The following is a 21,426-nucleotide window of genomic DNA, read 5'->3' as shown; positions in this document are numbered from 1 at the left end:
GCGCGATATCGAAAAGCGCGCGGGCGGCCGGATCGGCGTCGCGGTGGTCGATGACAAGGGGACGCTGCTGATGGGCAGCCGCACCGATGACCGGTTTGCGATGTGCTCCACCTTCAAGCTGCTGCTTGCGGGCCATGTCCTGCGCGGTGCCACCCATGGGGGACCGTCGCTGCGCACGCCGCTGCCGTTTACCAGGGCCGACATCGTGGCGCATTCGCCTTATACCGAGGCCAATCTCGCGCTCGGCGAATTGCGCCTGGGTTTTGCGGCCGAGCATATCGTGAAGGTCAGCGACAATGCGGCCGCCAACCTGATCCTGAAGGCGACCGGCGGCCCGCAAGCCTTCACGGCGCGCATGCGCGCGATGGGCGACGAGGTGACGCGGCTCGACCGCCTGGAAACCGAGCTCAACGAAAATGCCGTCGGCGATCCGCGCGACACCACCACCCCGCACGCGATGGCCAAAAGCGCCGCGACGCTCGTCTATGGCGACCATCTGGATCCGACCTATCGGCAATGGCTGCGCGACTGGCTGGTCGACAGCCAGACCGGCCTCGGTCGCATCCGCGCCGGATTGCCGGCGGGCTGGATCGCCGGCGACAAGACCGGCAGCTGCGGCACCGCCTACAACGACGTCGCTTTCGTCGAAAGCCCGGTGGGCGGACGGTATCTGATCGCCGTCTATCTGGACCGCCCGACGGTGCAGGGCGACGCCGCCAATGCGGTGATCGCCGATGTGACGCGGGCGGTGGTGGAGGATTTGCGATAGGCGCAGCTTGCATTTCCCTGCCGTCCCCGCCATATGCGCGCCGGGAGTCGGGCGGACGTGGTCTTCGCCAACCCGGTCAGGTCCGGAAGGAAGCAGCCGCAACGAATTCGCTGCGGGTCGTTCCGGCTCCCACCCATTTCCCCCTTCGACAAGCGCGCCGAGCGTCCCTAAGACGGACCGCATGAGCGATTCCGCCGACGACGAACCGACGATGCTGGGCATGGATTTGCCGGAGACGCCCGCGCCTTCGGCTCAGTCGGGGCCGTACCGCGTCCTCGCGCGCAAATATCGTCCGCAGACCTTTGCCGAGCTGATCGGGCAGGATGCGATGGTGCGCACGCTGGGCAATGCCATCGCGCGCGACCGGCTGGCGCATGCCTTTTTGATGACCGGGGTGCGCGGGGTCGGCAAGACGTCGACCGCGCGCCTGATCGCCAAGGCGCTCAACTGCATCGGCCCCGACGGGCAGGGTGGGCCGACGATCGACCCCTGCGGCATCTGCGAGCCGTGCCGCGCGATCACCGAGGGCCGCCATATCGACGTGATCGAGATGGACGCCGCGTCGAACACCGGGGTCGACGATGTGCGCGAGATCATCGAGGCGGTGCGTTACGCCGCCGTGTCGGCGCGCTACAAGATCTACATCATCGACGAAGTGCATATGTTGTCGCGCAACGCCTTCAACGCGCTACTGAAAACGCTCGAAGAACCGCCGCCGCACGTCAAATTCCTGTTCGCCACGACCGAGGTGAACAAGGTGCCGGTGACGGTGCTGTCGCGCTGCCAGCGCTTCGACCTCCGCCGCATCACCCCCGACATGCTCTTCGCCCATTTCAGTGCGATCCTGCAGAAGGAAGGCGTCGAGGCCGAGGCGCCGGCGATCTGGCTGATCGCCAACGCCGCCGAGGGATCGGTGCGCGACGGGCTGTCGATCCTCGACCAGGCGATCGCGCACGCCGACCTCGATGGCGGCGGCATGATCGGCGCGGCGCAGGTGCGGGTGATGCTCGGCCTGTCGGACCGCTCGTCGATCGCGAATTTGATGGCGACGATATTGGAAGGCGATTCGGGCGGCGCGATCGACCTCGCGCGCGGCCAATATGCACTGGGGATCGAACCCGTCGCGATGGTGCGCGGGTTGATGGACCTGACCCATGCGATCACCCTCGCCAAAGTGTCGCGCCACGACGACCCCGCGCTGGCCGAGGCCGACCGCGCCCGCATCACCGACTGGGCGCAGAAACTGGGTTTCGCGCCGCTCAACCGGCTGTGGCAATTGCTGCTCAAGGGGCATGACGAGGTGCTCCGCGCCAATAATCCGCTCGAGCATCTGGAAATGCTGCTGCTGCGGGTGATTTATGCGGCCGCGATGCCCGATCCGGGCGAGCTGGCGAAATTGCTCGAAACCGGACATTTTCCCTCGACCCCGCTGCCCGCGCCGGCCGCGCCAGCACAGGACTCAACCGCAAGCGCGCCCGAACCCGTCGCCGCCGAAGCCGAAGCACCGGCGTCGGCGCTCACCGTCGCGCAAATCTGCCAATTGCTCGAAAGCACCGGCAATCACCGCCTCGCGGTGGTCGTCCACGACCATCTGCGGATCATCACGCTCGAACCCGGCCTGCTGCTGTTCGCCGAGGGGCCGGGGATCGACGCGAATTTCGCGCGCGACCTCGGCGATGCGCTGTTCGCCGCGACCGGCAGCCGCTGGCAGGTGCGCGCGGGGGAAGGCGATGCCCGGCCGAGCCTGGGGCAAACGCGCGCCGCGAGCCTCGCCGACAACGACCAGCGCATCCGCGAACTGCCCGTCGTGAAGGCCGCATTGGCGGCTTTTCCCGATGCGAGGCTTGTCGAGGGCGACGACAATCGCCATAAGTCGGCCCCATGAAATCGATGGAAGAAATGCTCAAGGCGGCGCAGCAAGCCGCCGAAACCGTGCAGGCGCAGATGGCCGAGGCGCAGGCCAAGCTTGACAGCGTCGAGGTCGAAGGCATGTCCGGCGGCGGTCTCGTCCGCATCACCGCCAGCGCGAAGGGCCGGATCAAGGCGATATCGATCGACGACAGCCTGATGGTCCCGGCGGACAAGCAGATGCTCGAAGATCTGCTCGCCGCCGCCTTCAACGATGCCCGCGAAAAGGCGGATCAGGCGAGCAACGCCGAAATGGGCAAGATGACGAGCGGCCTGCAACTGCCGCCGGGTTTCAAGCTGCCTTTTTGATCCTGCGTTCCGCGCGCCGTTCAGCGCAGCGACATTGAATGCGCGCCAAGTTACGCCATATTAGCGGTGAAGACCCTATCAGAAGGACGGCGCGCCGGTCGCGGGCGCCGCTCCAGGAGCCATGATGAGCCAGACTTTCCCCCTGTTGCCGCTGCGCGACATTGTTGTTTTTCCGCATATGATCGTGCCGCTGTTCGTCGGCCGCGATCGCTCGGTCGCCGCGCTCGAAGTCGCGATGGAAGCCGACAAGGAAATATTCCTCGTCGCCCAGCTCGATCCGGGCGAGGATGATCCGCAGCGCGACGACCTCTATGACGTCGGCGTCATCGCGACCGTGCTCCAGCTGCTCAAGCTGCCCGACGGTACCGTCCGTGTCCTGGTTGAGGGCAAGGAGCGGGCCAAGCTCGTCGCGCTCGAAAATGACGACAAGGCGGTGCTCGCGCGGGTGACGCCGATCGCCGATGCCGAGGATGACAGCGTCGATACGGCGGCGCTGATGCGCTCGGTCGTCGACCAGTTCGAAAATTACGCCAAGCTCAACAAGAAAATGCCGGCGGAAACCGCGGTTCAATTGTCGCAGATCGAGGAAGCCTCGCGGCTTGCCGATTCGGTTGCAGGCAATCTCAACATCAAGGTGTCGGACAAGCAGGCTTTGCTCGTCGAAGGCCAGCCTGCCAAGCGGCTCGAAATGGTCTTCGCCTTCATGGAGGGCGAACTCGGGGTTTTGCAGGTCGAAAAGAAGATCCGCGGCCGCGTGAAGCGCCAGATGGAAAAGAGCCAGCGCGAATATTATCTCAACGAACAGTTGAAGGCGATCCAGCGCGAACTCGGCAACGATAATGGCGAGGGCGGCGACGACCTTGCCGAGTTGCAGGTCAAGATCGACGGCATGAAGCTGTCGAAGGAGGCCAAGGCCAAGGCGCAGGCCGAGATGAAGAAATTGCGCGGCATGGCGCCGATGTCGGCTGAGGCGACGGTGGTCCGCAACTATCTCGACACGCTGATCGGCCTGCCGTGGGGCAAGAAGTCGAAGCTGAAGAAAGATATCGCTGCGGCGCAGGCCGTGCTCGATAACGACCATTATGCGCTGGAAAAGGTCAAGGACCGCATCGTCGAATATCTGGCGGTGCAGGCGCGCACCAACAAGCTGAAGGGGCCGATCCTGTGCCTCGTCGGCCCGCCGGGCGTCGGCAAGACCAGCCTCGGCAAGAGCATCGCGAAAGCGACGGGGCGCGAGTTCATCCGCCAGTCGCTGGGCGGCGTGCGCGACGAGGCCGAGATTCGCGGCCATCGCCGCACGTACATCGGTTCGCTGCCGGGCAAGATCGTCACCAACCTCAAGAAGGCGGGGACGATGAACCCGCTGTTCCTGCTCGACGAGATCGACAAGCTGGGCCAGGATTTCCGCGGCGATCCGGCCTCGGCGCTGCTCGAGGTGCTCGACCCCGAACAGAATGGCAAATTCCAGGACCATTATCTGGAGATCGACGTCGACCTGTCGGACATCATGTTCGTGACGACGGCCAACTCGCTCAACCTGCCGCAGGCGCTGCTCGACCGCATGGAGATCATCCGGCTCGAAGGCTATACCGAGGACGAGAAGGTCGAGATCGCGAAGCGCCACCTCGTCGCCAAGCAGATCGAAGCGCATGGGCTGAAGGCCGGCGAGTTCGAGCTGACCGAAGAGGGCTTGCGCGACCTCATCCGCTATTACACCCGCGAAGCCGGCGTCCGCACCCTCGAACGCGAGATCGCCAAGCTCGCGCGCAAGGCGCTGCGCCGCATCCTCGAAGGCAAGATGGAGAGCGTCGTCGTGACGCCCGACAATCTCGCCGATTATTCGGGCGTGCGGAAATATAAGCATGGGATGGGCGACCTCGAGGATCAGATCGGCGCCGTCACCGGCCTCGCCTGGACCGAGGTCGGCGGCGAATTGCTGACGATCGAGGCGGTCACCGCGTCGGGCAAGGGCCAGGTGCGGACCACCGGCAAGCTTGGCGAAGTGATGACCGAATCGGTGCAGGCGGCGCTGTCCTTCGTGAAGGCGCGCGCGCCCAGCTATGGCATCAAGCCCAGCCTGTTCGCGCGCAAGGACATCCATATCCACCTGCCCGAAGGCGCGGTGCCGAAGGACGGTCCGTCGGCGGGCGTCGGCATGGTCACCGCGATGGTGTCGACCCTGACCGGCATCGCGGTGCGCCGCGACGTCGCGATGACCGGCGAAGTGACGCTGCGTGGCCGCGTGCTCGCGATCGGCGGGCTCAAGGAAAAGCTGCTCGCGGCGCTTCGCGGCGGCATCACCACGGTCCTGATCCCCGAGGAGAATGAGAAGGATCTGGTCGAGATTCCCGCCAATATTACCAGCGGGCTCAAGATCATACCGGTCAGCCACGTCGACCAGGTGCTGGCCGAGGCGCTGGTCGCTCCGGTCGAACCGATCGAGTGGACCGAGGCCGACGATCTCGCCGCCTCGCCGCCGACCGCGACCGCGACCGACCCCGAAACTGCGATTCGGCATTAACCGCGGTTAGGGTGGCTGCTTTTCGTCGCAAAAACGTCATTTTCACCCGTTTTTGCCCCTTTTTTGCTTTGACAAGGGGGGGGCAAAGCGCGTTAGTGGCGCCCCATGGCTTGGGCCATGAATCATTCAATCAACAAATCACAGGGGTTCCTTAGGCATGAACAAACAAGACCTGATCGCCGCCGTCGCTGACTCGAGCGGCCTGACCAAGGGTGACGCGAGCAAGGCGGTCGAAGCTGTTTTCGACGCGATCACGGGTTCGCTGAAGAAGGGTGGCGAAGTCCGCCTCGTCGGTTTCGGCACCTTCGCCGTCAGCAAGCGCAAGGCCTCGACCGGCCGCAACCCGCGCACCGGCGAAACGATGACCATCGCGGCATCGAACCAGCCGAAGTTCAAGGCCGGCAAGGCCCTCAAGGACGCCGTCAACTAATTGGCGAGCACCTTCTGGTGAAAAACATTTCGGGCCGCGGCGCAAGCTGCGGCCCGATTTGTTTGGGAGGGCGGCGATCCGAAAAATCGCCGTTGCAATCGCCACGGCAGCAGCTATGGACGTCCGGCTTTCGGACGCGGCGTCGCCGCTTCGGTCCGGGACGGGCGCGTAGCTCAGCGGTAGAGCACACCCTTCACACGGGTGGGGTCACAGGTTCAATCCCTGTCGCGCCCACCACGGCGCCAAGGCAAAACCCTGGATGACCGTGCCATTCATCGCCTATTCAATGCGATCGCTCTAGGACGTTGGCCATGTTCCGCATGATCACCCTTTCGCTTGCTTCGGCTGCCCTGCTCGCCACGGCGGCGCCCACCATGGCGCGCGGCGACCGCGACCAGGACCAGCTGCGCGACGCCGCGGCGCAGGGACAGGTCGTCCCGCTCGGCAAGCTGATCTCCGACATCCGCTCGCGCTCGCCCTATCGCGACATGACCTATCTCGGCGGGCCGCAGTTCGACCAGCAGCGGATGATCTATGCGCTGAAATTCATGGACGGCAGCCAGGTGGTGGTCGTTTATGTCGATGCGCGCACCGGCCGCATCGTCGGGCGCAAACCCTGATATCTTCCGTCACGACATTTGCGATGACCGCCGTGAGTGGTACACAGCGATAAAAGCGGCCGGGCCAACCCGGATCGCGCTAGGAAAGGCGCTTGAATGCGGATTTTGATTGTCGAAGACGAACCCACGCTGGGCCCGCAGCTGAAAGCGACGCTGGAGGGGGCGGGCTATGCCGTCGATCTCGCGACCGATGGCGAGGACGGCCATTTCCTGGGCTCGACCGAAAATTATGACGCCGCGATCCTCGACCTCGGGCTGCCCGAAATCGACGGGCTGACCGTGCTCGATCGCTGGCGCCGCGAGAAGCGCAATTTCCCCGTGCTCGTGCTGACCGCGCGCGACAGCTGGTCCGACAAGGTCGCCGGGCTCGACGCCGGCGCCGACGATTATCTCGCCAAGCCGTTCCAGACCGAGGAGCTGATCGCCCGTCTGCGCGCGCTGATCCGCCGCGCCGCGGGCAATGCGTCGAGCGAGCTGATCGCGGGCAAGGTGCGGCTCGACACGCGCTCGGGCCGCGTCACGCTCGATGGCGAGCCGGTGAAGCTGACCGCGCAGGAATATAAATTGCTGTCCTACCTGCTCCATCACAAGGGCAAGGTCGTGTCGCGCACCGAGCTGATCGAACATATCTATGATCAGGATTTCGACCGCGATTCGAACACGATCGAGGTGTTCGTCACGCGCATCCGCAAGAAGCTGGGCGCCGACATCATCACCACGATCCGCGGCCTGGGTTACCAGCTCGACGATCCGCAGGGCTGAGTGTGAAGCGTCATCGTTCCCTTTTCGTCATCCCGGCGAAGGGTGACGGGAGGCACGCGACTCCCGTCACGATCTCGCCGGTGCGTCATGGCGATAGGGAGAGATCCCGGCCTTCGCCGGGATGACGGAGAATGAAAATGCGGAGGGATTGGATCCCTCCTCGCGCCCGGCGCTGACGAGCCGGATCACCGGGTCGCTGGCGCGGCGCATGATTGCGATCGCGACGATCTGGATTTCGCTGCTGCTGCTTGGCGGCGGTTTCGCGCTCGACCGGGTGCTGACCGGCGCGATCACGCGCAATTTCGATTCGAACCTGGAATATGTGCTGCTCAGCATGATCCGCTCGTCGGAAATCGGCCCCGATGGCGAGGTGCGGATGATCGAGCCGCTCGGCGACCCGCGCTTCCTCGAACCCTATAGCGGCCTTTATTGGCAGATCAGCGGCGGCCGCCAGGAACCCTATCCGTCGCGCTCGCTGTGGGAACGGCGGCTCGACACGTCGGACACGCACGACGACCAGCAGCTCCATGTCTATGACAGCAACCAGTTTCCCGACGAGGAACTGCGCGTCGCCGAGCGCGACGTCATGTTGCCGGGCAGCAAGATCAAGTGGCGGTTCCAGATCGCCCAGTCGCGTGACGTGCTGCAGATGCAGACCCGCGCGGTGCGCGCGACCCTGATCCCCAGCCTCGCGCTGCTCGGGCTCGGTCTGATCGTCCTCGCGGCGCTCCAGACCTTCTACGGACTATGGCCGCTGCGCCATATCCGCCGCGCGATCGCGGCGATGCGCGGCGGGCAGCAACGCCGCGTCGTCGCGCCGTTGCCGCTCGAGGTGCAGCCGATCGTCGACGAGCTGAACGCGCTGCTCGCGCATAACGAGAAACAGGCCGAAGAGGCGCGGCTCCACGCCGGCAACCTCGCCCATGCGCTCAAGACGCCGCTGACCGTACTCGTCAACAGCGCCACCAGCGACACCTCCGACCTCGCCGACACGGTGCGGCGCGAGGCGGCGACGATGCAGCGCCAGGTCGAGCATCACCTCGCGCGCGCCCGCGCGGTCGGCCGGCGCGGCGCGGCGCAGGCCCGCGCCAATGTGCGCGACAGCGTCGACAGCGTGTCGCGTGCGGTGGCGCTGCTCCATCCCGAAACGCGGCTCGACGCATCGGGCGACAAGGCGCTGGTCGCGCGGGTTGAGCGTCAGGATCTCGACGAACTGATCGGCAATCTGCTCGAAAACGCGGCCAAATATGGCGGCGGCAGCGTCTTCGTCACTGTCCAGCGGGAGGGCGGCATGGCCGAAATCCTCGTCGAGGACGACGGCCCGGGCATTTCGCCCGCCGACCGCGTGCGGATTTTCGACCGCGGGGTTCGGCTCGACAGCGGCAAGCCGGGCACGGGGCTAGGCCTCGCGATCGTCCGCGACGTCGCGGAGATTTACGGCGGGAGTATTGCGCTTGAGGAGAGCGAGGATCTGGGCGGGTTGTTGGTGCGGCTAAGGTTGCCGGCGGGGTAGGGGAGCCCGTCCTCGGTGATGAGCAGGTCTAGGCGCGCCCCGACGCCAAAATGACCGAAAACGCCTTCAGGCCGGCCGGCGATTCCTCCCAGAACGGCGACAGCTGGTTGGGGTATCGAGCCTTTAAATCCTCCAGGATCGGCGCCGCAACGGGCTCGGTGAGGCGAATCAACCAATGGTTGATTGGAAACCCGGCCAGCGTGGCGCCGCAAATCACGCTCTCGGTCTCCGAACTGATCCAGCCCGCTTCAGCCTCCAGCAGATCTTTCACGAGCGCGCGCTCGAACCAGGCATCCAGGAAAACGCCGACCGCCTCCTTCTCGCCGATCGACCAAGTCTGCCAGTCAGCCAGCCTCAACTTGTTCAAGACGATTTCCGGGTCATTCGCATTGCCGGGATCGCCAACGGACACCTCCAATATGCGCGGGAGCAGATATCGAAAGTCCCGGGCACTCCCGATCGTGTAAAAGGCGCCCGAAACATAACGCCAGAGGTCTTCGCCTTTGATGTCTCGAAGCGGAGTTGCCAGCAAGATGTCGACGTTCCGTGAGTCTATGCAACAGGGGCAGCCTTCGATTACCGGCGGTTTTGGTGCAGCAAATTGCTCGTAGACCGCTTCCAGTGCCTCGTAGAGGCGCGCGTTGGCGGACGACAAGGACGGGTTGGCCACCGCAAAGCGCCTCAGGCCGCCGTCACCACCAGCCCGCGCTGCACCCCCGGCCGCGCCAGCCCGGCATCGAGCCAGCGCTGCACATTCCCGAATCGCTCGAACCCGACGATCTCGGCGGCGTCGTAAAAGCCGATCAGGTTGCGCACCCAGCCGAGCAGCGAAATGTCGGCGATGCTGTACCCCTCGTCGATGATCCACTCGCGCTCCGCCAGCCGGTCGTTGAGCACGCTTAGCAGCCGCGCCGATTCCGCCGCGTAGCGGTCGCGCGGGCGCTTGTCCTCATAGTCCTTGCCGGCGAATTTGTGGAAGAAGCCGAGCTGGCCGAAGATCGGCCCGGCGCCGCCCATCTGCCACATCAGCCACTGGATCGTCTCATAGCGCGTTGCGGCATCGGCCGAGAGATACTGGCCGGTCTTGTCGGCGAGATAGATCAGGATCGCGCCCGATTCGAACAGCGCCAGCGGCTTGCCGCCCGGGCCGTGAGGGTCGAGGATCGCGGGGATCTTGCCATTGGGGTTGAGCGCCAGAAACGCCGGATCGTGGCTTTCGTTCGCCATGATGTCGACGCGGTGCGGCTCATAGGGCAGGCCGGTTTCCTCGAGCATGATGCCGACCTTCACGCCATTGGGCGTCGGCGCGGAGAAAAGCTGGAGCCGGTCGGGGTGCTGCGCCGGCCATTTGGCGAAGATCGGGTGCGTCATGCGTCCTGCTCGCGCTTCGCCTGCTGGTGGTGGCGGATCACTTCCTCGATGATGAAGCGCAGGAATTTTTCGGTGAAATCGGGGTCTAGGTCGGCATCGCGCGCGAGGTCGCGCAGCCGGCCGATCTGGCGCTCTTCGCGGCCGGGGTCGGCGGGGGGCAGCCCCTCGCGCGCCTTGAGCTCGCCGACCGCCTTGGTCACCTTGAACCGTTCGGCGAGCATATAGACGAGCGCGGCGTCGATATTGTCGATGCTTTGGCGGAAACGGCTCAGCTGGTCGTCCATGGTCGGCTCCTCTTATGCCCGGCACGCTTGGCACCGCCGGGGGGTGAGTGGCAAGCCGAAAGTCGTTGCAAAATGACGGTCCTGCCGCCAAGGCTCGCCGCGTTATGACTGCCGAGATCCACCAGCTCCACGGCGACCGTCCGCCCTCGCTCGACCCCATGATGGCGCTCGTCGCCGCCGACATGAACGAGGTCAATGCCGTCATTCTCGACCGCATGCAGTCCGAAGTGCCGCTGATCCCCGAACTGGCCGGCCATCTGATCGCGGGCGGCGGCAAGCGCATGCGCCCGATGCTGACGCTCGCCTGCGGCAAGCTGCTCGACTATCCCGGCCGCCGCCACTGCAAGCTCGCCGCCGCGGTCGAATTCATCCACACCGCGACCCTGCTCCACGACGATGTCGTCGATGGATCAGACCTCCGCCGTGGCCGCAAGACCGCGAACCTCATCTGGGGCAATAGCGCGTCGGTCCTCGTGGGCGACTTCCTGTTCAGCCGCGCCTTCGAGGTGATGGTCGAGGATGGCTCGCTCAAGGTCCTCAAAATCCTGTCGCGGGCCTCGGCGGTGATCGCCGAGGGCGAGGTCAACCAGCTCTCGGCGCAGCGCCGCATCGAGACCAGCGAGGACCAGTATCTCGCGATCATCAACGCCAAGACCGCCGAGCTGTTCGCCGCCGCGTGCAAGATCGCCGCCGTCGTCGCCGAGCGCGACGATGCGACCGAGGCCGCGCTCGACAGCTATGGCCGCAACCTCGGCGTCGCCTTCCAGCTCGTCGACGATGCGATCGACTATGTTTCGGACGCCGAAACGATGGGCAAGGGTGTCGGCGACGATTTTCGCGACGGCAAGGTCACGCTGCCGGTGATCCTCGCTTATGCGCGCGGCAATGCCGAGGAGCGCGACTTCTGGAAACAGGCGATCGTCGGGCACCGCAGCTCGGACGAGGACCTCGCCTACGCCACCACGCTGCTCCACAAGCATGACACGATCGCCGACACGCTGGCGCGCGCGCGCCATTATGGCCAGCGCGCAGTCGATGCGATCGGCGGCTTCCGCGCGAGCCAGGCCAAGGCGGCGCTGACCGAAGCGGTCGCCTTCGCGGTCGCCCGCGCCTACTGACCCCGCCATGGCGACGATGGGTCCAGCGGCGGAAAGCCCCGACGCCTATGTCGCCGCGCTGTCGGGTTGGCAGCTCGAACGTTGCCAGATGCTCCGCGCTGCCGTGATGCGCGCGGCGGCGTTCGACGAGACGATCAAATGGACCAATCTCGTCTTCATGGCCAACGGCCCGTGCATATTGATCCGCGCCGAGGAACATCGCGTGCTGCTCGGCTTCTGGCGCGGCAAGAGGCTGCGCGCGATCGAGCCGCGGATCAAGGCGAGCGGCAAATATGAGCTCGGCAATCTGGTGATGACCGAGGAGACCGTCGTCGATCCCGCGATGGTCGAAAGGCTCGCGGCCGAGGCCTATCGGCTTAATTTCGACATCGGCAATCCCGCGACCCGCACATGAGCCTCTCGCTTCCGATCGACGTGGTGCTGCCCGACATCATGGCGGCGCTGACGCTGAAACCCAATGTCGTCGTCGTCGCGCCGCCGGGCGCGGGTAAGACGACGCGGGTGGCGCCCGAAATATTGAAACAACCCTGGTGCAAGGGCGCGGTGTGGCTGCTCTCACCGCGCCGCCTCGCCGCGCGCGCCGCCGCCGAGCGTATCGCCGAGGAGACGGGGACGAAGGTCGGCGAGCTCGTCGGCTATGCGACGCGGCTCGACAGTAAGCAGTCGAAGGACACGCGCCTGCTGGTGATGACCCCGGGGCTGTTCCGCAACCGCATCCTCGACGATCCCGAACTGACGGGGGTCACCGCGGTGCTGTTCGACGAAGTGCATGAACGCAGCCTCGACGGCGATTTCGCGCTCGCGCTGGCGATCGACGCGCAACAAGGGCTGCGCGACGATCTGCGCCTCGTCGCGATGTCGGCGACGCTCGATGGCGCGCGTTTCGGGGCGCTGCTCGGCAATGCGCCGGTGGTCAAGAGCGAGGGCAAGAGCTGGCCGCTCGATCTGCGCCATATCGGCCGCCGCGCCGAGGATCGGCTGGAGGTCAGCGTCCTCGCGGCGGTGCGGCAGGCGCTCGCCGACGAGCCGGCCGATGAGGGTGGGGGCGACCTGCTGACTTTCCTGCCCGGGGCTGGCGACATCGAGCGCGCCGCGACGGCGGTCGAGGAGGCGCGGCTGCCGCTGGTCGTCCACCGGCTGCACGGCCAGATCGACCCCGCGCTGCAACGCGCCGCGCTGGTCCGCGATCCCGGTGGCAAGCGCAAGCTGATCCTCGCGACGAGCATCGCCGAGACGAGCCTGACGATCGAGGGGGTGCGCATCGTCATCGACGCCGGCCTGTCGCGCCGCCCGCGTTTCGACAAGGCGGCGGGCATCGCGCGGCTGGTCACCGAACGCGCCAGCCAGGCCTCGGCGACGCAGCGCGCGGGGCGCGCCGCGCGGCAGGGGCCGGGCGTTGCCTATCGCCTGTGGGAAGCCGCAGCGACAACGGGAATGCCGCCCTTCGATCCGCCCGAAATCCACGAGAATGACCTGATGCCGGTGGTGCTCGATTGCGCGAGTTGGGGCATTATCGATCCGCGCCAATTGGGTTGGCTCGACCCGCCGTCGCCCGCCGCGATTGCCGAAGCCAAGACGCGGCTGCAGGCGATCGGCGCGCTGGCGACCGACGGTCGGATCACCCCGCACGGCCATGCGCTCGCCGCGATCCCGCTGCCGGTGCCGCTCGCGCATATGATCCTCGACGCGGCGGCGGCGGGCGAGGCCGAGCTCGCCGCGCGGCTCGCGGTGCTGCTCACCGAACCGGGGCTCGGCGGGCGCGGCGTCGATGTCGAGGCGCGGCTCCAGCGCTGGCGGGGAGCGAAAGGCGACCGGGCCGAAGGCGCCTGGCGGCTCGGACGCCGGCTCGCGGCTTTGGCCGAGAAGCGCGCCGGCGACGGCGCGCCCTTGACCGCGCGCTCGGTCGGTGGGTGGATCGCGACCGCCTGGCCCGACCGCGTCGCGCGGCAGCGCGCCGGGCAGCGCGGCGACTATCTCAGCGTCGGCGGCCGCGCCTATAAGCTTGACCCGCTCGATCCGCTCGCGGGCAGCGAATGGCTCGCCATCGCCGATGCGCAAGGCCATGCGGCGGGGGTGCGCATCCTCGCCGCCGCGCCGATCGCGCAGGTCGAGGTGGAGGCGATTTTTGCGGATCGCATCATCGCCCATTCGGGCAGCAGCTATGATGCGGCGAACGACCGGGTCGATCATCGCCGTGAACGGCGGCTCGGCGCGATCGCATTGACCAGCGGCAAGGCGGCCCGTGACGAAAGCGCCGAGGATGATGCCGCGCTGCGCCTCGCGGCGGTGCGCGACAAGGGGCTCGGGCTGATCGGCTGGGGCCCGGCGGCGCAGGCGCTGCGGCTGCGCGCGTCCTTCGCGGGGATCGATGCGCTGTCGACCGCCGCCCTCGCCGACGGTCTCGACATCTGGCTCGCGCCGCTGCTGCCCGGATGCCGGGGGCTGCGCGATATCGGTGACCGGCGGCTGGCCGACGCGCTGATGGGCTTGCTCGACTGGCCGGCGCGGCAATTGCTCGAAAAGCGCGCGCCCGACGATTATGCCACCCCTGCGGGCAGCCATCACAAGATCGACTATGGCGCCGACGGCGGGCCGCAGGTGTCGGTGCGGGTGCAGGAGATGTTCGGGCTGGCGCGCCACCCGACGGTCGGCGAACCGCCGGTGCCGCTGGTGCTCGCGCTGACCTCGCCCGCGCACCGCCCGATCCAGACGATGCGCGACATCGCCAGTTTCTGGAGCGGCAGCTGGCACGAGGTGGCGCGCGAGATGCGCGGGCGTTACCCCAAGCACAGCTGGCCCGACGACCCGGCGACCGCGAGGCCGACCCTGCTGACCAAGGCGGCGCAGGCGCGGCGCGACGGGGCGTGACGATGGGCCTTTTCGTGGGCAACATGAGCCGCTAAGGCGGCGTCATCGGCACCAACGCAGGAACGACGAAATGAAGGCCCGCATTTTCCAGAAGCCCAAGAACGCCATGCAGTCGGGCCGCGCCGGGACGCAGCGCTGGGTGCTGGAATTCGCGCCGGCCGAAGCGCGCCAGGCCGATCCGTTGATGGGCTGGGCGGGCAGCGGCGATACCCGGCGCCAGCTCAAGCTGGGTTTCGCGAGTCAGGACGAAGCGGTGGCTTATGCGACGCGCGAAGGGATCGACGCCGAGGTGATCGCGACGCCCGTTCGCACGCTGAAGATCCAGGCTTACGCCGACAATTTTCGGTAACCACCCGTCGCCCCCGCGAAGGCGGGGGCCGCTATCAATGTAGCACTAGGTTGCCAGCGGCCCCCGCCTTCGCGGGGGCGACAATTTTACTCCGCGTCCGGCTGCAACAGCTTGTGCAGATGCACGACGACATATTTCATTTCGGCGTCGTCGACGGTGCGCTGTGCCGCGCTGCGCCAGGCTTTTTCGGCGGCCTTGTAGTCGGGATACAGGCCGACGACGTCGAGGTTGTGGAGGTCGACGAAATCGAGGCCTTGCGGGTCGCTGACGCGGCCGCCGAAGACCAGGTGCAATTTGCTCATTGTTGCTTTCCTTACGGCTAGCGCTGGGGAGGGGAGGAGGCGCCCCTAACAGCGCCCTGCCGCAACGGCAAGACGATCAGTCTTCCTTGTTGCCGCCTTTGGGGAGCAAGGCGCCGAGCAAGGCGCCGATGGCGACTGCCCCCGCGACGAGCGCGATCGGCTGTTTTTCGGCCACGTCCTTGAGCTTGGAGTTGGCGCGCTTCGCCTGCGCCTTGCCCTTGGCGAGCGCTTCGCCGGCGGCTTCGCGCGCGACGCCGGCCTGTTCGGCGCCCCTGGCGGCGAGTTCGTTTGTCGCGGCGCGGGCGCGGCCATAACCCTCCTGGATGCGGACCTTGGCCGCTTCGGCGGTCAGCTTGGCATTTTCGGCGGTTTTCTGCGCAACTTCACTCACTTTCGCGGTGGTTTCGCGGGCGGTTTCACTGAGCGGCTTCATTCTGGTCCTCCACATTTTCGATATCTTCGGCGTCGTCCTCGGCGGCATCGCCGGGACGGACCTTGGCCAGACCCGCCTCGGCGAGGTCGCGCAGCTTGCGGCCGAGCCGCGGCGCATGCTCCTTGATCGGGTCGCGCAACAGCCACGCCAGGCCGGCGGCTGCGGCGATCGCGATCGGCAGGCGATTGTCCTTGAATTGCTTCTGCACCGCCTGCGCGGTGTCGTCGACCTTGGCGCCGAGGCGGTATTTGCCGCGATTGTAGAGCGACTTCGGCTTGAAGGCCTCGCCCGCCGCGCCGAGCTTGCGCTGCAATTCGGCGCGCTGGATCATCGATCGCCGCGCCGCGTTGATCAGGCGGGTTCGCGATGGACGCATCAATCATCCCCCTTGGCGAGAAAATCGTCGCGGAACGCCGCCTTGACGTCGCCGTAACTCAGCTTCGCGCGCCACCCGGCAAAGGCCGCGACGGCGACCAGCACCGCCACGACGATCAATGTCGCGAGCAGCGGCCCGACATGCTGCGCCAGCACGAGGATCGCCCCGAACGCCAGCGCGAGCATCGCGACCACGAGCGCGCTGCCGGCGACGAAACCCCAGGCCGAGGTCCAGCCGGCGCCATGATAGGCGAGCGCCCCGCGCGCCTTGAGCAGCGCGACCTCCGCCTCCGCCGCCGCCTGCAGATTGTCGACGACGTCGCCGACGATCTTTTCCAGCGGCACCGGCGGCGGGGCGACCGGGCGTCCGTCGGGCGCATAGCCGTGGCTCACGCGGTTGAACGCGCCCTCTTCGGACGGGGCAGGGGTGTCAGGCTTTGGCGGTGACATTGCGAAGGGCTGGGTTTCAGTCGCTGCTCGAACCCTTGAGCAGGCGCGCCAGCACAAAGCCGATCACCGCTGCCGCGCCGACCGACACTGCCGGGTTCTTCTTGACCAGATCCTTGGTCGCGGCGGCGAGTTCGTCGAGGTCCTTCTTGTCGAGCGAGGTCGCGAGACCGGCGACGGTCGAGGCGGCCGAGCGGGCATAGTCGCCGTACTGCTTGCCGAATTTGCTGTCGACGGTGCCGGCGCTGTCCTCGAGCATCTTGGCAAGGCTGCCGACGGCTTCGGCGGCCTTGTCCTTGCCCTTGGTCGCCGCTTCGCGCGCCTTGGTCGACGCCTGGCCCGCAAGGTTGCTCGCGTCGGCCTTCAGCGACGCGGCCTTTTTCGAGGCTTCGCTCTTGATCGTGGCGCCGGTGGCGGCGAGCTGGTCGCGGATCGGATGCTCGGCGCTCTTGGCCGCCGCGGGCTTGCGTGCGGGTGCAGCCTTGGCTGCGGCGGGCTTGGCGGGCGCCTTGGCAGCGGGCTTCTTGGCGGCGGGAGTAGCGGCTTTGGCCATCGGTTCGTCCTCTTCTCTTATACGAAGCGCGGCTTTGCCCGCCGCGCCTGTCCCTGTCTCTGCGATAATATAGCAACAGGCGATGAATGGTTCCATAGCGCGGCGAAATTCCCCCAAAAATAGCAATGCATATGGTTGCACTAAGGGCAGGGCGCCGATAACAGGCGGGCGCCTTTCCCATTGGGCTCGCGCGAGCCCGTCAGCAGGACGATCCTCCATGACCGCCATCATCGACATCCACGGCCGCGAAATCCTCGACAGCCGCGGCAATCCCACCGTCGAAGTCGATGTGCTGCTGGAGGATGGCAGCTTCGGCCGCGCCGCAGTGCCCTCGGGCGCCTCGACCGGTGCGCATGAAGCGGTCGAGCTGCGCGACGGCGACAAGAGCCGCTACCTCGGCAAGGGGGTGACCAAGGCGGTTGCTGCGGTGAACGGCGACATCGCCGACGCGCTGATCGGCCTCGACGCGGAGGACCAGCGCGAACTCGACATGGCGATGATCGCGCTCGACGGCACGCCGAACAAGAGCCGCCTCGGCGCCAACGCGATCCTCGGGGTCAGCCTCGCCGCCGCCAAGGCCGCCGCCGACGCGCGTGGCCTGCCGCTCTATCGCTATGTCGGCGGCGTCTCGGCGCGCACGTTGCCGGTGCCGATGATGAACATCATCAACGGCGGCGAACATGCCGACAACCCGATCGACGTGCAGGAATTTATGATCATGCCCGTCGGCGCCGGCAGCATCGCCGAAGCGGTGCGCTGGGGCAGCGAGATTTTCCACACGCTCAAGAAGGGCCTGTCGGCGAAGGGCCTCGCGACGGCGGTCGGCGACGAGGGCGGCTTCGCCCCGAACCTCGCCTCGACCCGCGCCGCGCTCGATTTCATCGCCGCGTCGGTTGACGAGGCCGGGTTCAAGCTCGGCACCGATGTCGTGCTGGCGCTCGATTGCGCCGCGACCGAATTTTTCAAGAACGGCAAATATGAAATCAGCGGCGAAGGCCTGTCGCTCAGCCCCGAGCAGATGGCGGAATATCTCGCCGCGCTGGTCGCCGACTATCCGATCAAGTCGATCGAGGACGGCATGAGCGAAGACGACTTCACGGGCTGGAAGGCGCTGACCGACCTGATCGGCGACAAGTGCCAGCTCGTCGGCGACGACCTGTTCGTCACCAACCCGCTGCGTTTGGAGCAGGGCATCAAGGATGGCCTCGCCAACTCGCTGCTCGTCAAGGTCAACCAGATCGGCACGCTCAGCGAAACGCTCGACGCGGTCGATATGGCGCACCGCGCGCGCTACACCGCCGTCATGTCGCACCGCTCGGGCGAGACCGAGGATTCGACGATCGCCGACCTCGCAGTCGCGACCAACTGCGGCCAGATCAAGACCGGCAGCCTCGCGCGTTCAGACCGGCTCGCCAAATACAACCAGCTGATCCGCATCGAGGAAGAGCTGGGCGACATGGCGCGCTATCCGGGGGCGGCGATTTTCGGGTGAGGTCCGCTGCGGCCTGTTGAATCACTTTGGTTTGCCAGACGGCTTTGCGACGCCCATTTTGCCAAAGCCTTTGCCTAGGTCCGCTAGTGCGTCAAAGGTTCGCTTTAGATCTTTTGGCGTCGGGCCGTCCCCAAGAATTGCACATATTCCTTGAGCAATTTCGGCAATTGGCGTGTCGTCACCGGCCTCGTGATCTATCGCCTTGTAGCTTTCTCGTAAGCCCTGCAACGCGCTGGCAATTCCACTCTTGTCCGGATGTGCGACGTTGTTCCGGAGATCGATGAATTTTATCAAAACCGGGGTCAGTGCGTCGATGATGGTCGCGTCGCCACGCCATGTTGCGTTAAGCACCGACACCTTCTCGGGAAAGCCAAGTTTGCCCTTTCCCACAAGCATTTTATCTGCGCGAGGAAACATCTCTCGGAGAAATATACTAAGTTCGATTTCCAAAGCCGTGTGAAGTTCGAAGACTTCCATGGCGAAAGGGTCGAGGTTTTCTCGTACCTTCGCTAAGCGAGCCATTCCTTGCAGGAAATCGTAGTTCGTCTTTCCCATCGTCTAGGACCTTTTGGCTTGGGGGTCGCCTTACTCACTCCCCCTTCAGATATTTATCGAACCACCCGATCGTCCGGCGCAGCGAGTCCAGCTGGTTTTCGCGCTTCTGGAAGCCGTGGCCTTCGCCGGGATAGAAGATCGTCTCGACGACATTGCCCTTGGCTTTCAGCAGGTCGTGAACCTCCTGCGCCTGGCCGCGCGGCACGCGGATGTCGTTTTCGCCCTGGATCGTCAGCAGCGGCGCCTTGGCCGCCTTCATATAGGTCAGCGGCGAGGCGGCGTCATAGACCGCGCCGTCCTTTTCGGGGGTGCCGAGCAGGCTGCGTTGATAGGCTTTGAGCCGCTCGTCCTGGTCGCGGTACATGGTGCGCCAGTTGATGATGCCGAACCATTGTACCGCCGCGGCAAATTCGTCGGGGGTGCGGCCGATCGCCATCAGCGACATGAAGCCGCCATAAGAGCCGCCGAAGATGCCGACCTTCTTGGCGTCGACATAGCCCGACTGGACGAGGAACGCCTTGGCCGCGACCGTGTCCTTGAGGTCGCCGCCGCCGAGGTCCTGGAAATTGGCTTCCTGGAACGCCTTGCCATAGCCGGTCGAGCCGCGGAAATTGGGCTGGATCACGACATAGCCGCGCGTCGCAAAGGCGGTCGCGTAGCGCGAGAAGCCGTCCTGAGACTGGCCGGTCGGGCCGCCATGCGGGATGACGATCGCGGGGTTGCTGCCGTCGCGTTCCAGGTTGAACGGCATCGTCACCACCGCGCTGATCAGCGTGCCGTCGAAGCTTTTATAGGTCACGATCTGCGACTTGGGCAGCGTCGCGGGCGACAGGCTGGCCATCGCCAGCGGCACCACGGGCGCCGCCTTGTTCGCGGCGAGGTCGTAGGCATAGAGCATCGTCGGCGAATCCGCGCCGCTGCGCGTCACGAACATTTTCGTCCCGTCGGGCGAGATCGCGGCGAGGCCGGGGATCGACGCGCGGCCGGGATCGAGCGCGAGGTCGGTCTTGGCCATCGTCGCCAGGTCGACGCGCGACAGCGTCGAACGCCCGTCATTGTTGGTGCGCACGAACATCGCCTTGCCGTCGGGTGTGACGATGTCGCTGCTTTCCTCCCACGGGGTTTTGGGCAGTCCCTGCCATTTTTTGGTCGCGACGGTGTAGGCCGTGGCGTGTGGCTGGCCGGTGCCGTCGTCGGTGGTCACCGCCAGCACCGCGCCGTCGGGGGTCGCACCGCTCGCGGCATAGATGGTCTTGGGCTTGCCGAGCAGCAGGGTCGCGGCGCCGCTTGCGACATCGACGCGCCACACCTCGCTCGCCGAACTGTCGACGAGGCTGCGGTTGGCGATGACCGCCTTGCCGCCATCGATCCAGGCGACCGGGTCCCAGCTAAATTGCGGGTCCTTTTCGGCGGTCAGGTTGCGGATATTGCCGGCGGCATCCATCACCGCGAGATTGCTCTGCCCCTCGCTCTTGAGCTTGGTCGACAGCGCGACAAGGCCCCCGGTCGGGCCGGGGAGCAGGCCGCTTTCGCTGCGGTCCGGCGTGTTGGTCAGATTTTCGACCGCGCCGCCGACGGTCGGCACGCGATAAATGTCCGAATATTCGTTCCCGCCGACGTCCTGCGTGAAATAGAGCCATTGGCCGTCGCGCGTCGTCGCCAGCCCCGATTGCGCATCGTCGGACTGGGTGAGCTGCACGGGCCAGCTGCCGTTCGCGTCCATGCGCCAGATGTTGACGCGGCCGGTCAGGTCGGTGGCGATGAAGATCTGTTTGCCGTCGGCGCTCCACACGGCGTCATAGAGCGAGCGCGTCACGCCGATGTCGTCGAGCGGCACCGGCTTCGCGTCGGGATTGGCGGGGGAGGCGATCGTCTGCGGATCGGTGACCGGGCGGTCGGGGGTCGCGACCTGTGCCGCGAGCGGCGAGGCGGTGGCAAGCAGGAGGACGGTGAGGATCGAACGCATCGAAAAGGCTCCCTGTTGTGACGCGGGGAGTGTGGCAGAGCCCAATCCGCTCGGCCAGTCTCAAAACTGCGGAAAAGCAAGCCATCCGCGCTTGACCCGGCGAATCACTTGTGATTCAAGGGCCGCAATGACGCAGCGCCACAAAATACGGAAATCGGTGAACCGGGCCATTGGTCCCACCGTCGCCGTGATCGCGGTGCTGGCGATGATCGGTTATGCGATCTTCGGTCCGACCGGGCTCTACGCCTGGGGCGATTATGGCCAGTCGGTCGAAAAGCAGCGCGTCGTCCTCGCCGACCTCACCCGCAAGCAGAATGAACTCAAGAACCGGGTCAATCTGCTCGACCGCCGCCGCGTCGATCCTGACCTGGCCGAGGAATATGTGCGCGAGAAACTCGGCGCCTATCACCCCGACGAGGTGATCATCCCGATGGACCCCGCCGAAAAGCCCTGAGGCTTTTGCTGCGGCTTTGCTGCATAC

The 21,426-nt window shown here is 66.1% G+C and carries 24 protein-coding genes, 1 tRNA gene and 1 other RNA gene; 16 read left to right on the top strand and 10 right to left on the bottom strand.

Features of this window, described 5'->3' with window-relative positions; translation table 11 throughout:
• The 10 genes from bla to ACREB7_RS08435 all read left to right on the top strand — a co-directional run.
• On the top strand, positions 1-769 hold a 769-nt coding region (gene bla, locus ACREB7_RS08480; protein ID WP_431591835.1), incomplete at its 5' end, for a class A beta-lactamase.
• Between the two features lie 39 nt (positions 770-808).
• Positions 809-906, top strand: an RNA gene (ffs, locus tag ACREB7_RS08475) — signal recognition particle sRNA small type.
• A gap of 44 nt (positions 907-950) precedes the next feature.
• Positions 951-2,654 carry a DNA polymerase III subunit gamma/tau gene (locus ACREB7_RS08470; protein WP_431591834.1) on the top strand — a complete coding sequence of 568 codons (1,704 nt, stop codon included), beginning with the start codon at positions 951-953 and terminating at the stop codon, positions 2,652-2,654.
• The gene (locus tag ACREB7_RS08465; protein ID WP_431591833.1) at positions 2,651-2,986 is read left to right on the top strand and encodes a YbaB/EbfC family nucleoid-associated protein; all 336 of its coding nucleotides are present in this window, start codon (positions 2,651-2,653) and stop codon (positions 2,984-2,986) included. The genes ACREB7_RS08470 and ACREB7_RS08465 overlap by 4 nt, the downstream gene beginning before the upstream one ends.
• Before the next feature lie 124 nt (positions 2,987-3,110).
• Entirely contained in the window at positions 3,111-5,507 is a 2,397-nt protein-coding gene (gene lon, locus ACREB7_RS08460) for an endopeptidase La (RefSeq protein WP_431591832.1), read from the top strand.
• A 157-nt stretch (positions 5,508-5,664) separates the two neighbouring features.
• Positions 5,665-5,937 carry an HU family DNA-binding protein gene (locus tag ACREB7_RS08455; RefSeq protein ID WP_037510426.1) on the top strand — a complete coding sequence of 91 codons (273 nt, stop codon included), beginning with the start codon at positions 5,665-5,667 and terminating at the stop codon, positions 5,935-5,937.
• A gap of 162 nt (positions 5,938-6,099) precedes the next feature.
• A tRNA-Val gene (locus ACREB7_RS08450) sits at positions 6,100-6,174 on the top strand.
• A 74-nt stretch (positions 6,175-6,248) separates the two neighbouring features.
• Positions 6,249-6,557: a PepSY domain-containing protein gene (locus ACREB7_RS08445; protein WP_431591831.1), complete on the top strand. Its 309-nt coding sequence runs from the start codon at positions 6,249-6,251 to the stop codon at positions 6,555-6,557.
• A 96-nt stretch (positions 6,558-6,653) separates the two neighbouring features.
• Positions 6,654-7,319: a response regulator transcription factor gene (locus tag ACREB7_RS08440; protein WP_058810093.1), complete on the top strand. Its 666-nt coding sequence runs from the start codon at positions 6,654-6,656 to the stop codon at positions 7,317-7,319.
• Between the two features lie 121 nt (positions 7,320-7,440).
• Positions 7,441-8,832, top strand: a complete 1,392-nt coding sequence (locus ACREB7_RS08435; RefSeq protein WP_431591830.1) for a sensor histidine kinase — start codon at positions 7,441-7,443, stop codon at positions 8,830-8,832.
• Between the two features lie 28 nt (positions 8,833-8,860).
• Here the strand turns inward: ACREB7_RS08435 and ACREB7_RS08430 are convergent, their stop codons facing one another.
• The 3 genes from ACREB7_RS08430 to ACREB7_RS08420 are packed head-to-tail and all read right to left on the bottom strand — an operon-like array spanning position 8,861 to position 10,487.
• Entirely contained in the window at positions 8,861-9,502 is a 642-nt protein-coding gene (locus tag ACREB7_RS08430; RefSeq protein ID WP_431591829.1) for a hypothetical protein, read from the bottom strand.
• Between the two features lie 11 nt (positions 9,503-9,513).
• Positions 9,514-10,203 (bottom strand): glutathione S-transferase N-terminal domain-containing protein, encoded by a 690-nt coding sequence (locus ACREB7_RS08425; protein ID WP_431591828.1) that lies wholly within the window; start codon positions 10,201-10,203, stop codon positions 9,514-9,516.
• Positions 10,200-10,487 carry a chorismate mutase gene (locus ACREB7_RS08420; RefSeq protein WP_431591827.1) on the bottom strand — a complete coding sequence of 96 codons (288 nt, stop codon included), beginning with the start codon at positions 10,485-10,487 and terminating at the stop codon, positions 10,200-10,202. Before ACREB7_RS08420 ends, ACREB7_RS08425 begins: the two co-directional genes overlap by 4 nt.
• Positions 10,488-10,591: 104 nt before the next feature.
• Between ACREB7_RS08420 and ACREB7_RS08415 the strand changes: the two genes are divergently transcribed.
• From ACREB7_RS08415 to ACREB7_RS08400, 4 genes are all read left to right on the top strand, one after another.
• Positions 10,592-11,605: a polyprenyl synthetase family protein gene (locus ACREB7_RS08415; RefSeq protein WP_431591826.1), complete on the top strand. Its 1,014-nt coding sequence runs from the start codon at positions 10,592-10,594 to the stop codon at positions 11,603-11,605.
• 7 nt (positions 11,606-11,612) lie between these two features.
• A complete protein-coding gene (locus ACREB7_RS08410; RefSeq protein ID WP_431591825.1) occupies positions 11,613-11,999 on the top strand; it encodes a DUF1801 domain-containing protein in 387 nt (128 codons plus the stop codon).
• The gene (hrpB, locus tag ACREB7_RS08405) at positions 11,996-14,473 is read left to right on the top strand and encodes an ATP-dependent helicase HrpB (RefSeq protein ID WP_431591824.1); all 2,478 of its coding nucleotides are present in this window, start codon (positions 11,996-11,998) and stop codon (positions 14,471-14,473) included. Before ACREB7_RS08410 ends, hrpB begins: the two co-directional genes overlap by 4 nt.
• A 70-nt stretch (positions 14,474-14,543) precedes the next feature.
• Positions 14,544-14,822, top strand: coding sequence for an ETC complex I subunit (locus ACREB7_RS08400; protein ID WP_431591823.1), 279 nt, complete (start codon positions 14,544-14,546; stop codon positions 14,820-14,822).
• Between the two features lie 86 nt (positions 14,823-14,908).
• Here ACREB7_RS08400 and ACREB7_RS08395 read toward each other — a convergent pair whose 3' ends face one another.
• From ACREB7_RS08395 to ACREB7_RS08375, 5 genes are all read right to left on the bottom strand, one after another.
• Positions 14,909-15,124, bottom strand: a complete 216-nt coding sequence (locus tag ACREB7_RS08395; RefSeq protein WP_187142079.1) for a DUF4170 domain-containing protein — start codon at positions 15,122-15,124, stop codon at positions 14,909-14,911.
• A gap of 76 nt (positions 15,125-15,200) precedes the next feature.
• Positions 15,201-15,557: a hypothetical protein gene (locus tag ACREB7_RS08390; protein WP_431591822.1), complete on the bottom strand. Its 357-nt coding sequence runs from the start codon at positions 15,555-15,557 to the stop codon at positions 15,201-15,203.
• On the bottom strand, positions 15,541-15,933 hold the full coding sequence (locus ACREB7_RS08385; protein WP_431591821.1) for a hypothetical protein: 393 nt from the start codon (positions 15,931-15,933) through the stop codon (positions 15,541-15,543). The genes ACREB7_RS08390 and ACREB7_RS08385 overlap by 17 nt, the downstream gene beginning before the upstream one ends.
• Entirely contained in the window at positions 15,933-16,325 is a 393-nt protein-coding gene (locus ACREB7_RS08380) for a phage holin family protein (RefSeq protein WP_431591820.1), read from the bottom strand. Before ACREB7_RS08380 ends, ACREB7_RS08385 begins: the two co-directional genes overlap by 1 nt.
• Positions 16,326-16,398: 73 nt before the next feature.
• Positions 16,399-16,932 (bottom strand): hypothetical protein, encoded by a 534-nt coding sequence (locus ACREB7_RS08375; RefSeq protein ID WP_431591819.1) that lies wholly within the window; start codon positions 16,930-16,932, stop codon positions 16,399-16,401.
• A 217-nt stretch (positions 16,933-17,149) separates the two neighbouring features.
• Between ACREB7_RS08375 and eno the strand changes: the two genes are divergently transcribed.
• Positions 17,150-18,424 carry a phosphopyruvate hydratase gene (gene eno, locus ACREB7_RS08370; protein ID WP_431591818.1) on the top strand — a complete coding sequence of 425 codons (1,275 nt, stop codon included), beginning with the start codon at positions 17,150-17,152 and terminating at the stop codon, positions 18,422-18,424.
• Positions 18,425-18,445: 21 nt separating this feature from the next.
• Here the strand turns inward: eno and ACREB7_RS08365 are convergent, their stop codons facing one another.
• Both ACREB7_RS08365 and ACREB7_RS08360 read right to left on the bottom strand, forming a co-directional pair.
• Positions 18,446-18,979: a hypothetical protein gene (locus tag ACREB7_RS08365; RefSeq protein WP_431591817.1), complete on the bottom strand. Its 534-nt coding sequence runs from the start codon at positions 18,977-18,979 to the stop codon at positions 18,446-18,448.
• A gap of 34 nt (positions 18,980-19,013) precedes the next feature.
• A complete protein-coding gene (locus ACREB7_RS08360) occupies positions 19,014-20,945 on the bottom strand; it encodes a S9 family peptidase (protein ID WP_431591816.1) in 1,932 nt (643 codons plus the stop codon).
• 157 nt (positions 20,946-21,102) lie between these two features.
• On the opposite strand from ACREB7_RS08360, the gene ACREB7_RS08355 reads away from it, so the two are divergent.
• A complete protein-coding gene (locus tag ACREB7_RS08355; protein WP_431591815.1) occupies positions 21,103-21,399 on the top strand; it encodes an FtsB family cell division protein in 297 nt (98 codons plus the stop codon).
• Positions 21,400-21,426 lie beyond the last annotated feature (27 nt).

It is taken from the genome of Sphingopyxis sp. (assembly GCF_050725615.1).
Lineage (GTDB): Bacteria > Pseudomonadota > Alphaproteobacteria > Sphingomonadales > Sphingomonadaceae > Sphingopyxis.
Note: the sequence above shows the minus strand (reverse complement) of the source record. Positions and strands in the feature narration are given on the sequence as shown.